We start from the raw sequence: 12,990 nt of genomic DNA, 5'->3' as shown, positions 1-12,990 counted from the left end.
ATTCTCCGATGTGCTCACCCGCACAACTTGGTTAATAGCATTTTCGGTCAACAGACCAGGATATTTCAGGCCGGTCTCCGGACTCATGAGCAGTGCTGTCACCGGTTGAACACCTTCCCGTAATAGATACAGTGGCGTAACGTTCAACCTGAACTCATTTACCGTTGCGGGGGCAGTGTCGGGTTTATCCATTGTTTGGCTGCACCGACTTCCCGTTTCATCACTTTCGTGACACCTGAAACTGCCGACAGAATAAGGATTAGCAAGCTATATTGTCAATTTGGAAATCATTAATTGTCCTTATCAGGTTTGACGATAAGCCATGGGAGATTTAAGATGCGCGCCTCTTCAGGTGCTTTGATATCCATCAGAGTTAAACGGGAAGTTGGTGAAAAACCAACACTGCCCCCGCAACGGTAAACGTTGAAAATGCATCCAATCAGCCACTGCGATTAATCGTGGGAAGGCGGGTGTACTGGCGCAAGCCACAACGTGAGTCCGGAGACCGGCCTGAAGTTCATCACAACCAACGTGTGTTGTGTGACTTTATTAATCCGGATCGCGGGTGAGCGTATCCCTAGGAGAAAATATGAAACCTTCAACAAAGGCCATGCCTTTGCGTGTCTGTGCACGACTGACTTTGGCGGCACTGGCTACTTCCACCTTCTCTGTTACGGCTCTGGCTGAACAGGAATCCCTTGATGCAATGACGATTACCGCTAACCGGATGCCTACCGAAAATGCGTTGGCACCAAATACGGTTATTACCCGTGCGGATATTGATCGTTTGCAGATTAATGATCTAGCAACTTTGCTTTCACGATTTCCCGGTGTGGATATGACACAAAATGGTGGTTATGGAAAAGCAAGCAGTATTTTTATACGTGGCAACAATAGCGATCACGTTCTTGTTTTAGTCGATGGTATAAAATGGCAGTCCGCTACATCGGGGGGGACAGCATTACAAGATTTTCCTGTTGAGCAAATTGATCGAGTTGAGATCGTTCGAGGTTCTAGAGCTGGGCTTTACGGTTCAGATGCTATTGGTGGCGTGGTTCAAATTTTTACCAAGCAAGGCAAGTCTGGTGAAACAAAACCTTATTTTTCATTAGCTACTGGTACAAAAAATACTCAAAAAGCGACAGCAGGTATTAGTGGCGGAAATGAAAAAACCCGCTATAACGTGGGTTATAGTTATTTAACAAGTAACGGGATAGATGCTCAGGACACTTTAGATGATCCAGTTAGAACATATGCTACGCCTGATCATGATGGTTATCGTAATAGTAGTCTTTCCTTCAATGTTGCTCACCAAATAAGCAATGACTGGTATGTCGGGGCGAACTTTTTAAGAGCAGAAGCATATAACGAATATGATAACGGCCGATTTGTCTTTGGTACTAAGACAAAACAGGAGCCTATTTATCAAAATGTGATTCAACAAGTGATGGGTGTTAACACTAGGTATAAACTCAATGAACTTTGGACGATGAGTTTTGAACTTGCTGAAAGTCGAGATCTTTCCCAAATAGTTCAACAGAGTGAGAATGACTCTAAATTTAATACGCGCCATAGAGAGGCCAGTTGGGTTAATACGTTAACACTTAACGAAAATCACCGAGTCAATCTTGGCTTTGATTATGATCATGACCGTGTTGAAAGTAGCACTGATTACGCTGAAGATTCCAGAGAAAATAAAGCTATATTTGCAAGTTGGCAGGCCAAGGTTAACAAAAATGAGTGGCTACTCAGTGCTCGTTATGACGATAACGAAAGTTTCGGTAATCGAACAACTGGTACAGCAGATTATGGATACTGGCTTAGTGATGACTTAAGATTTTCACTAAACGCTGGAACTGGTTTTAAAGCACCGAGTTTTAATAGCTTATATTTTCCAGGATTTGGTAACCCTGATCTTAAATCTGAAAAATCAACTTCATATGGTGTCGGCTTGGATGGAACTACCACATGGGGACGTTGGGCTGTAAATGCCTATCAAAATAAAGTACATGATTTGATTGCAAATACTACTGATCCTGTTACTGACATTTTTGGCCCATATAACGTTAATGAAGCGAAAATTAAAGGGATTGAATTCGAACTGCATACTTCATTATTTAATTGGGATTTGAGTGCAGATGCGTCATTCTTAAATCCTGAAAATGAAGAAACGGATAATGTTCTGGCAAGAAGGGCAAAACGTTTAGCCAATTTCCATGCTGATCGTCAATGGAGTAAGTGGTCTACAGGAGCAAGCTGGAGGTTAAGAGGCGAAAGTTATAGTGATGCAGATAATGACGTTAAACTTAGCGGCTTTGGATTACTGGATCTCAGGGCTGCATATAATATTGATTCTGATTGGACCATTCGTTTGACCGGACAAAATATGCTGGATAAGGACTATCAGACTGTTGATAGATATTACAGCTTGGGCAGAACAGTTATGTTATCTGTCCATTATCAACCCTAATTTATCAATTTAATAACGCTCGGCCACCACTGGCTGAGCGTTATTCTTAAGTCATACTTCATTCCAGAGTAAGCAAGCTGTTGGATATGTGTTTTCTATTCTTTGATATAGCATTTAAAATGCTTTATGGATAAAGCTGGTCAGCAATAAGGCTTATCTTTTAGAATGGCAGGATTTTCCAGCTATTTCAGAGTTGTCATGACCGATCTTAAAGACAAAGGTTTTGCCACCCGTGCAGTACGTGCCGGACAGGTAAGAACGCCCGAAGGCGAACATTCAGAACCGATTTTCCCAACTTCCAGTTTTGTGTTTGATAGTGCAGAACAGGCAGCAGCAAGGTTTGGCGGTGATGAACCTGGCAATATCTATTCGCGTTTTACCAATCCAACCGTGCGTACTTTTGAACAACGCCTGGCGTCATTGGAACAGGGTGAGTCCTGCGTGGCAACAGCTTCGGGCATGTCCGCTATTCTTGCTACTTTTATGGGCTTATGCGCTGCCGGAGATCATATTGTTTCTTCACGTAGTGTGTTTGGTACGACACGGGTTTTGTTTGATAAATATCTGAGCAAATTCGGCTTGCAGACAGACTATGTACCGTTAACCGATCTGGCAGCCTGGGAAGCGGCGATCAAGCCCAATACCAAAGCATTATTTCTGGAAACGCCTTCCAACCCACTCAATGAAATTGCTGATTTAGCTGCATTATCGGCTTTGGCTAAGCAACATGGCTGCCTGTTAATTGTTGATAATTGCTTTTGTACACCGGCGTTACAGCAACCTTTATTACTCGGTGCCGATATCATCATTCATTCTGCGACCAAATATATAGATGGGCAAGGACGGTGTGTGGGTGGTGCGGTGGTCGGCGATGCACAACGGGTTGGAGAAGAGGTATACGGCTTCCTTCGGTCAGCTGGTCCAACCATGAGTGCGTTTAATGCATGGACTTTTCTGAAAGGTTTGGAAACACTGGATTTACGCATGAAAGCGCATTCAGCCAATGCCAATCAGCTGGCACATTGGCTGCAGCAGCAGAAACAGGTTACCCAGGTATTTTATGCGGGGCTCGAGTCACATCCAGGACATCAATTGGCAAAACAGCAACAATCTGATTTTGGTGGCATTATTGCGTTTGAACTCGAAGGTGGACAGGAAGCTGCCTGGAAATTGATTAATGCCACACAGTTTATTTCGATAACGGCCAATTTGGGGGATACCAAAACCACTATCACCCATCCGGCCACAACAACGCATGGTCGAGTGTCAGTTGAGGCGCGAGCTGAATCAGGTATCAGTGATGGCATGATACGTTTATCGGTAGGCTTGGAAAATGTTGAGGATATTCAACAGGATATACAGCGCGGTTTGGATCTGCTTTAAGCCTGACAAGTAAATAACTGAACTATCGGCATAAAACCTGCATATTGAGTCTGAAATAAAACAATTCGCGTCAGGAAATCGTCAGTAATGACATTTTCTGCCGCTTTTCAAGTCAAACAGGTTGTTTTTATGCAGAGAATATTGAAGCTAGTACTGGTACTGCCGCTCATTTGGTTTGCGTTACCCGGAATCGCGGATACTAACCCAAACGCTGATGTACGCATCATTATTGATGTCTCTGGCAGCATGAAACAAAATGACCCCCAGAATCTACGATCGCCGGGCCTGAGATTATTAGGTGGGTTGATGCCGGGTGATGCTGAAAGTGGTGTCTGGACCTTTGCCCGCTACGTAAACATGCTGGTGCCATTACAAAAAGCTGATGATACTTGGCGAGAACGCGTTCAGCAAAAATCCTCCGAAATTCACTCTCATGGTTTATTTACTGATATTGGGCAGGCGCTGCAAAAAGCCACAGCGAATGTCAAAGTTTCTGATCCAGCCAAGCAACGCAGCATTATCCTGTTATCAGATGGTCTGGTTGATTTGCATCAGGGAAAAGCATCCAGCGATCAATCACGCCAAAACATCATCAACAAGTTGTTGCCACAAATAAAACAAAAAGGCTTTCGAATACACACGATTGCTTTGTCCGAAGATGCTGATCACGAACTGCTTAAACAACTATCACTGGCTACAGATGGCTGGTATCACCAGGTGGATAATGCGGATGAGTTGGAACGTGTTTTTCTGCATTTGTTTGAACAAGCCACTCAACGTGACTCGGTTCCACTTGTGGATAATCGATTTACCATTGATACCAGTGTCAATGAAATGACGATATTGGTGTTTCGTGAAAATGAAACCGATGTCACCCAACTGGTTCAACCGGATCAAAAAAATCAATCATATGAAACTCATGAGTCCTCAGTAAACTGGATGCAGGAAAAACATTTTGATTTGATTACCATCGATAAACCAATGTCCGGAGAGTGGTTTATTGATGGCAATATTGATCCGGATAACAGGGTAATGGTATTAACAGACCTGCGGATGGAAACAATTGATCTGCCAAATAATATTCTTGCTGGAGAGCAGTTTGATATTGTCGCCAAATTAACCGACCATGGTAAACAGATTGATCGACAGGATTTTCTGCAACTGGTTACGGCAGAGTTAAGCACTCAACCACTGCAGGGTGAACCAATCAATAACAAAATGACCTTAAATAACCAGACGGCGACGTTTATGGCAAATTTGGGCAAGCTGTTTGACAGCGGACAAAATGATATTGTGATCACAGCAAAAAGTGATACATTCGAACGTCAGCGGCGACAATCCGTCAACGTAGTAGCGCTGCCATTTGATGTCACTGTTACTCAACTGGATGTTGATAGTCGCAGTCATCGACTGTCTATGTCTGCTGATGCCAGTATGATTGATCCTCAATCTCTGCAAATCTCTGCTTTACTCAGTGCACCAGATGGCAGTGAATTCCCCTACGAAGTATTACGGCAGTCTGAAAATGCCTGGCAGTTGACAGTGGCCGATTTACAACCTGAAACCGCTTATCAATTATCGTTGCAGATCCGGGGAAAACTCCGGCTGGCCGTAATGTTTTTTTACAACCCAAGCCTATCCAGTTGTTTGACGAAGCAGCCGGTGCGTCACTGACAATTACTTCAGAAACGCCTATTGCTGCCGAAAAGGTTAATGATGAGCCATTTGAACCGGTGATAATAGATCCTGTTGCGGATGAACCTAATGCAGAAATACCTAAATCAACCTTCGAGCTTTCTGACACAGTCATTTTAGCTATTGGTAATGCCATTATTGTGTTGTTATTAATAATGGGATTCTGGTTTTGGCATCGCAGCCGTCGCCGGCAGCTTTTACCTGGAGACTTATTATAAATGTCGATGACTGATCCGGTTTTTCAATGGCTTGCCTATGAGCTGGCAGCCATCTTTGCTGTTTTGTTTATCTGGATGTTTATCCGTGCGCATCGCAAACATAAACGCACCAAAGCTGCAGCGGCACGTACTGCCAAATTAATCAAAAATAACTACGAGCAACGTGTGACTGCATTAGGCAGTCAACTGAGCGAACGCTATGGATTAAGCGGTGAAGCACTGGATTCAATGGTCGAGGAATTGGTGCTACGTGAAAAAGAAATTTTTAAATCAATTGTTAATTTGTATTCTGAGCAAGACGAAAAAACACTGCATAACTTTCCTGACCAAATCACCTCGCTAACTGACGCAACCCTCAGCATAATGCAGGCTGATAACGAGCAGCATCCTGATGCCCCGGAGATAGAGGCGGTTGATGAAGAACTGGTCGAGGAATCTGCGGTTGATACTGAATTACCAGAAGAACTGTCAGAGCCTGAAGTTGATACTGAACCGGAAGAAGAACCTGTAGCAGATTTTGATGGTGTATTTGATGATGAGAATGCAGACACCATTGTTGAACAGATGGAAAAGCTTGATGACGAAACGGTTGTTGTCGAAGAGCTAAGTGATACAGATGAAAATTTTGATATTGAACTGGCAGAAAGCGAATCAGATGAAGTCGATGTCGATGATATTTTTGCTCAAAACCAGATTGTTGAGGAGTCTCTTGCCAGTGAATCAGATAATAATCCTGCTGATTCGATGACAGATTTTGATTTGGCTGCGGATGAACAGGCCAAAGAAGATGAACCAGAACCAGAACCTGAACCGGCAAGCAGCTCGATGCGGATGGCTGATTTTCTGAAGACTGACTGGAATCCGGTAATTCCTGATGTTTACGGTAAAACATCCACTGAAACGGAAGTTAAAGAAAACCAGCCAGATATTGAAACCGAGACCGAAACAGTCAGTGCTGCGACTGAACCAAAAGGTATGAAGGCCCACTTGAATAAAGCCTGGACCAATCAGGTGCCTGATATTTATGGAAAATCCACAATTCCTGTAGCAGGTAATGAGGAAATAACTGACGACGGGGCAGCATTTGAACATCAAGAACTGAAATTTCATGCTTTTGAAAGTGATGACTTAGCCCATCAAGGGTTAACTAAGGCTGTTCAGCTAGCCGATATTGAATTAGATATTGAACAAATTGACGAAGTGGATTCAGACGCAAAAGATATGATTTCGGCTACCGAAATTGATGATCTTATGCGTGCCACTGACATGTCGTTAGAAAGTGCTTCTAATGATCTTGAGCAGGAAAATACAGAGTTCGAAAACGTTATTGAAAATGATGCAGAAACCAGCCTCCCTGAAGAAAATAAATTAGCAGAATCTGATATCGATGCCATTGAGTCACATAATGAGCCTGTTGAACAGTCTGAATTAGACACTCCTTTGGCGGAGTTGGATGAGTCAGTTATATCGGATCTCACTTCTGAAGAGACTGCAGAACCTTTCGAACGAACAGAAAGCATTGAACTGGCTGGAAGTGATAATGCAGCTGCCGAAACATTAGAAGAAACTCTGCAACAAAATGAAGAAGATTATCCATCTGTTTCAGAACAAGATTCGTCTATGGATGAACAGGAGATGATAGCCGAGCAGGCAGAGTCTACTGATCTAAACCAACAGCCATTTGAAGAATCTTCAGAACCTAACACTGAGGCAGAAATAAACAGCTTTGCTGAGGAGTTTGCTGAAACGGACTGGGATACAGATTTGTTTATTGAGCAAGCTGATTCCGCTGGGATGGCTGAAGCTCAAGAACCGTCTGCCAGTCAGAATGTACAGGATATCTCCGAAGCAGATCAGCCGTTTGAACAAATTGATTCTGAGGAAATTGCAGCACAGAATGCACATGAAGAATCCGTACAGCCAGAACCAACAGAATTCGAAAATATTGAAGAAACCGCATCAGTAGATGATTCAATTGCTGAGGACATTGAGTTTGCAGTGCAGGAAGAGTCGAATAGCCAGAATTCGCCAGCCAGTGCTGATGTTGAAGTTGATTTCACCGAGCAGCTTTCACCAGAAGAAAAGATGGCAGAAAACTCAATCGAACAACCCGAAGAGTTAGTGTCAGCAGACACTGAAAATGCTGAAGAAGCCTTATCAATGGATGATTTGAGTTCACCAAATATCGAGTCTGATGAACAGCAAGAATCCATTAGTCAGAACTCGGATAGTCATTCTGAAGCAGCTGAATCGCTGGAACAATTTGCATCTACTGAAATGTTACCAGAAGAATCAGCTGAAACTACCGAAGATAAAGATTCATCAGAAATTAACATTATTGAAGAAGCTTCAGACATAGCTGATTCAAATCTTGAAAGCAGTGAGTCCGCTGAACCAGAAGCACCGGTTAGCCAGAATTCATTGGAAAATGTTGATGATGAGGTTGAATCAGCTGAGCAGTTTTCACCAGAGGATATGCTTGCAGAAAATTCAGTTGAACTGCCTGAAGAGTCAGTCTCTGCAGAAACTGAAAATGCTGAAGAAACTCCATCAGCCGATGATCCAAATGCAGAAACAGAAAGTCTCGAATTTGCTGAACTGGATGAGCTGATTAATGGAAATGCTCAGGTTTCCGCTGAAGAACCCAAACCCTTCGCTGAAGCTCCGCCAGCCGATATGGAACTGAATGATACGTCCTCAGCTGATCAACATAAGACTGGATCGGAGCTCAACAATCAAAGCGACTCGATTGAAGAGAGCCAAACAGAGGGCTCGGTTGCCGAAATTCAAACCGAAGCGCCACAAGATAATGAGACTGAAAGCTTATCTGAAATAATGGCGTCACAGCCAAACGATGAAGACGCAATCAGTGATAACCAAACTAAGAATATTGCGGAAAAGGCAGAAGAGCCATTTAATGAGATTGATAAGCTGCGAGCCAAACTGCGGGAGCGAACTGAAAGATTAAAAGCAGCAAGGCAGCAACGGCTAGATGAAACTCAGGCGGAGAATCCATTTGCTGAAACAACATTAGAAGATTCAGCCACTCCCAATCAAAGTCTTCAGCAATCATCTCCAAACGACGCAACAGATATTGCTGCTCTTCAAACTGATCCATTGACCGAAAAGGTCGATACTGAAAATGAATCAAATGATTCTGTTACACAAGATGAGACTTTTCAGTTAACTGAAGAGGAACACTTGCAACAAAAGCTATTAGCCGCGCAAATGTCCGAAGAGGATACTGAACAGACAGACTCAGATGAAAGCCAAACTCCTGCTGAAGCTGAATTATCATCAATTGAGCAGATGGAGGAGAATGAAGCAGAAGATGAAAGCTCTCAATTCCAATCCTCTGAAGAATTAGCAGCACCTGTTGATGATATGGATAATATTTTTGAGAAGGAGACCGAACTCGCTTCTCATGTTAATGAATTGGAAATTTTAGAACAGGATCAAAGTGTAGATAACGAATCGATTCAATTAAATGATGACGTAGAAGCTAATATTTCACCAAATAAAACACCATCGTCAGAAGCTGACGAATGGGTAGCAGAGCTGTTAAATGAAGAGCATCTGGCTGATTCAACGACTGATTTACCGACGGAATCTTTGACCGATGATGACTCAGCAAGCGAAATAATGCAGGCGAGTGAACAAACTATTGGGTCAGAAATAGATCGAACTGAAACAATTTCTGCCGAAGCCGAAGCCGAAGCCGAAGCCGAAGCCGAAGCCGAAGCCGAAGCCGAAGCCGAAGCCGAAGCCGAAGCCGAAGCCGAAGCCGAAGCCGAAGCCTCAGAAGAGCCAACAAAGGCAGAGTTGGATTTTGCCGCCGCACTGGCCGCAGAACAAGCCCAGGCTGAACAGGACCGGAAGCAGACCCAGTCAGAAATAGCCGGTTTTGATATTCCAGAACAGCCCGAGTTACCTGAACCGGAACGTCTCGAATCATTACTTAAAGATGTCGAGAAGTTGCAGGCGACACAATCAGATAATAATGCATCGCTGATTCCTCCAACACAGGAGACACCACTTCCGGATCCTGCGCAATTAGAGAACCTATTGACCGATGTAGATAAATTAACGGCCGTTAAAAAACCGGTGAAAAGTAGAAAGAAACGCAGTGAGTTGCAGGCGATTCTCTCAACAATACCGTCCTTTTCTGGCAGTAATAAAACAAAATACAAATAATCTGAGCATTTTATTGGACTCAGATAATGTGTAAATAGCGATATTTTTAAACGGTCTGATTAACGTTTTGCTAAAATTTCCGTCGTTTAAGCACGGAAAAAATTATGTCAGACCAAATTCATCAGGTAGCCATTATCGGTGGCGGTGTCTGTGGCACCGCGCTACTGTATATGCTGGCTGAATATACTGATCTCAATGATATTGTCCTGTTGGAAAAGTATGCCGGAGTGGCTAAGGTCAACTCCAATGGCCGTAACAACAGTCAGACGATCCATTGCGGTGATATTGAAACCAACTACACATTGGAGAAAGCCACTAAAGTAAAGGCCGCCGCTGAGATGCTGGTGAATTTTGCTGCGGACTTACCTAATGTTGATCAGGTGATTTTCAAATATCCGAAAATGGTTTTAGGTGTAGGCGAGCAGGAATGTCGTCAGCTTCGCCAACGTTACCAGACTTTCCGTGAAGTATTCCCCAAGATGAAGCTATTGGAGAAGTCCGATATCGCTACCTATGAACCCTCAGTGGTTATGGTTAATGGTGAAATGCGGGCGGAACCCTGTGTTGCGCTTGCCGTTTTGGATGATTACAGTGCAGTGGATTATCTGCGTTTATCTGAAGCCTTTGTTGATAAAGCCAAAGCAAAAACCGATAAACAAATCCAGTTAGTGTTTAACAGCGAAGTCGATGACATTGTCGAAAAAGATGGTGTATTTTCGCTGGTCACCGGCGACAAAATCATCCAGGCTCGCAGTGTGGTTGTTTCTGCTGGCGGACACAGCTTATTACTGGCACAGAAAATGGGGTACGGGTTAGAGTTCTCGTGTCTGCCAGTAGCAGGAAGTTTTTATTTCACTCCGCAGGTTCTCCGTGGCAAGGTCTATACCGTGCAAAATGATGCGTTGCCGTTCGCAGCGGTACATGGTGATCCAGATGTGCTGGTCGAAGGTAAAACCCGTTTTGGACCAACAGCACTGTTACTGCCATTGTTAGAGCGTTATAACAACAAAACTTTTTTTGATTTTCTGCGTGTTCTGCGTCTCGATAGCCGGGTAATGAGAGTATTCTGGGACTTATTCAGAATTAAGGATATCCGTAATTACATTTTTAAAAACTTTCTGTTTGAAGTGCCGTTATTACGTCGCTGGCTGTTTTTGAAAGATGCCCGCAAAATTGTTCCTGGCCTGCAATTGAAAGATATTGAATTCGCCAAAGGATTTGGGGGTGTCAGACCTCAGTTGATTGATAAAAAAAATGCCAAATTGTTGATGGGGGAAGCGAAGATTAATCCTGGCTCAGGCATTGTTTTTAACATGACACCATCGCCTGGTGGCACCAGCTGTCTGGAAAATGCTGAAACCGATATGCGGCTGATTGCCAGCCGTTTAGGTGCAACAATTAATGAATCTCAGCTGAAGCAAACACTTCATAAATCAGCAACAACAAATTAATGGCTTCATCACCTTACATTACTGCTGATGGCATGTTCAGGATGAACCAGGAGCTTAGTGAGCGCTGGCAGCGACGCAGGCACGTGGTTCAGGCGCTGGCGGCTGCAGCGGCAGAAGGCGATCGCTCTGAGAATGCAGAATACATATATCGCAAGAAAGAACTCAGAGAAATAGATCGGCGTATTCGTTATCTTCAAAAACGTATTCCCGATTTGATGGTGATTGATCGTATTCCAGATAATCAGGATGCGGTGTTTTTTGCGGCCTATGTAACACTGTTGAAAGATGATAAGGAAGAAGTCCAATACCGCATTGTCGGCCCAGATGAGATTGACCACGCCAAAGGCAATATCAGTGTCGATTCACCTTTGGCGCGGGCGTTGTTAAAAAAGCAGATTGATGATGAAGTTAGCATCCAGGTTCAGGATGGTGGTCATCGTTATCTGATTCTGGACATTAACTATTAATTTGCCGGCTGAATCCGGTAAATTTCGCCATCATCCGTAGAGACATATAACCAGCCTTCAGGGCTTTCAATAACATCGCGGATACGTTTATTCATTGTACGCAGATAGCGTATTTCATCTACAACTTCGTTATCTTGAATTTTGACCCGGTTCAGATGCTGTAACGCCAGTGCACCGGAAAATAAATCACCTTGCCACTCCGGGAAAGCATCACCCTGATATTGCACCAGACCACTGGGTGCAATTGACGGAATATAGACTTTTACCGGATTTTCCATACCGTCTACTTCTTTCTTGCCAACGGAAACTGGAGCGTAATATTCCTTGCCGTGAGAGGCTTCCGGCCAACCATAGTTTTTACCGGCTTCAATCAGATTGATTTCATCGCCACCGCGTGGGCCATGTTCAATGCCCCATAGTTGCTGGGTCTCGACGTTATAAAACAAACCTTGCGGATTACGATGCCCATAACTCCAGATTTCCGGCAAGGCATTACTCTCTCCAACAAAAGGATTGTCCTGCGGGACACTTCCATCAAGTTTCAGTCTTAGAATAGTGCCATTGTGATTGCTTAGCTCCTGAGCTCTATCACGTTCCCCACGATCCCCAATCGAGAAAAATAGATGACCCTGTTGGTCAAACACAATTCTGCTACCGTAATGCTGGCCTTTGCTGGTACGAGATTGAGTGACTAGCAAATCGATCCAATCACTTAGGGTGTTTCCATCCAACTTGGCGCGGGCGAGAGTGGTAGCTCCCTGACCATCTACATTTTTACTGTAAGTAAAATAGATCCAGCCACTTTCGGCATAATCAGGGGATAAGGCAACATCAAGTAAACCACCTTGGCCTTCAGCTTTAACTTCAGGTACGCCAGATATCTCAGTGCTCTCACCAGAATTCAGATTTATCTGGCTTAATTTGCCCTCACGTTGACTGACCAGCATTGTGCCATCCGGCAAAATTGCCATTCCCCATGGGATTCCTAATCCATCTGCAACCTTGTCAATTTGCAACTTTTTATCATTGACGCTACCTGCATGGGCGGTCATTGCAGATGTTAAAATCAATAAAAAAAACAGTTTACTGATCAACTTCATCTAACGACTCCT

At 43.7% G+C, this 12,990-nt stretch carries 8 protein-coding genes and 2 riboswitches; of the genes, 7 read left to right on the top strand and 1 reads right to left on the bottom strand.

The genetic code is table 11. From position 1 onward, the window contains the following. Window positions 1-51: 51 nt before the first annotated feature. Window positions 52-254: riboswitch (cobalamin riboswitch) on the bottom strand. 79 nt (window positions 255-333) lie between these two features. Further along, a riboswitch (cobalamin riboswitch) is annotated at window positions 334-528 on the top strand. Between the two features lie 61 nt (window positions 529-589). The 7 genes from AC08OG_RS09915 (at window position 590) to greB (ending at window position 11,878) form a co-directional block, all read left to right on the top strand. Next, window positions 590-2,470 (top strand): TonB-dependent receptor domain-containing protein, encoded by a 1,881-nt coding sequence (locus AC08OG_RS09915; RefSeq protein ID WP_482929420.1) that lies wholly within the window; start codon window positions 590-592, stop codon window positions 2,468-2,470. Window positions 2,471-2,668: 198 nt separating this feature from the next. Then, window positions 2,669-3,853 (top strand): O-succinylhomoserine sulfhydrylase, encoded by a 1,185-nt coding sequence (locus AC08OG_RS09910; protein ID WP_482929419.1) that lies wholly within the window; start codon window positions 2,669-2,671, stop codon window positions 3,851-3,853. Window positions 3,854-3,940: 87 nt separating this feature from the next. Then, window positions 3,941-5,527, top strand: coding sequence for a vWA domain-containing protein (locus tag AC08OG_RS09905; RefSeq protein ID WP_482929418.1), 1,587 nt, complete (start codon window positions 3,941-3,943; stop codon window positions 5,525-5,527). Continuing rightward, window positions 5,497-5,766 carry a hypothetical protein gene (locus AC08OG_RS09900; RefSeq protein ID WP_482929417.1) on the top strand — a complete coding sequence of 90 codons (270 nt, stop codon included), beginning with the start codon at window positions 5,497-5,499 and terminating at the stop codon, window positions 5,764-5,766. Before AC08OG_RS09905 ends, AC08OG_RS09900 begins: the two co-directional genes overlap by 31 nt. Beyond that, window positions 5,767-9,960, top strand: a complete 4,194-nt coding sequence (locus AC08OG_RS09895; protein WP_482929416.1) for a hypothetical protein — start codon at window positions 5,767-5,769, stop codon at window positions 9,958-9,960. Between the two features lie 104 nt (window positions 9,961-10,064). After that, complete coding sequence (locus tag AC08OG_RS09890) at window positions 10,065-11,411, top strand: FAD-dependent oxidoreductase (RefSeq protein WP_482929415.1); 1,347 nt, start codon at window positions 10,065-10,067, stop codon at window positions 11,409-11,411. Then, window positions 11,411-11,878 (top strand): transcription elongation factor GreB, encoded by a 468-nt coding sequence (greB, locus tag AC08OG_RS09885; protein ID WP_292357598.1) that lies wholly within the window; start codon window positions 11,411-11,413, stop codon window positions 11,876-11,878. The genes AC08OG_RS09890 and greB overlap by 1 nt, the downstream gene beginning before the upstream one ends. Here greB and AC08OG_RS09880 read toward each other — a convergent pair. Beyond that, window positions 11,875-12,978, bottom strand: a complete 1,104-nt coding sequence (locus tag AC08OG_RS09880) for a PQQ-dependent sugar dehydrogenase (protein WP_482929414.1) — start codon at window positions 12,976-12,978, stop codon at window positions 11,875-11,877. The two genes, greB and AC08OG_RS09880, sit on opposite strands and share 4 nt — an antisense overlap. Window positions 12,979-12,990: the final 12 nt, after the last annotated feature.

Source organism: Methylophaga sp. F7 (assembly GCF_056863975.1).
This window is presented reverse-complemented; position numbering and strand designations above follow the sequence as displayed.

What these genes read in the sequence shown, in the direction of transcription:
- AC08OG_RS09880 (WP_482929414.1), bottom strand. Translation starts at nt 12,978, where the DNA reads ATGAAGTTGATCAGTAAACTGTTTTTTTTATTGATTTTAACATCTGCA.
- AC08OG_RS09915 (WP_482929420.1), top strand. Translation starts at nt 590, where the DNA reads ATGAAACCTTCAACAAAGGCCATGCCTTTGCGTGTCTGTGCACGACTG.
- AC08OG_RS09895 (WP_482929416.1), top strand. Translation starts at nt 5,767, where the DNA reads ATGTCGATGACTGATCCGGTTTTTCAATGGCTTGCCTATGAGCTGGCA.
- greB (WP_292357598.1), top strand. Translation starts at nt 11,411, where the DNA reads ATGGCTTCATCACCTTACATTACTGCTGATGGCATGTTCAGGATGAAC.
- AC08OG_RS09890 (WP_482929415.1), top strand. Translation starts at nt 10,065, where the DNA reads ATGTCAGACCAAATTCATCAGGTAGCCATTATCGGTGGCGGTGTCTGT.
- AC08OG_RS09905 (WP_482929418.1), top strand. Translation starts at nt 3,941, where the DNA reads ATGACATTTTCTGCCGCTTTTCAAGTCAAACAGGTTGTTTTTATGCAG.
- AC08OG_RS09910 (WP_482929419.1), top strand. Translation starts at nt 2,669, where the DNA reads ATGACCGATCTTAAAGACAAAGGTTTTGCCACCCGTGCAGTACGTGCC.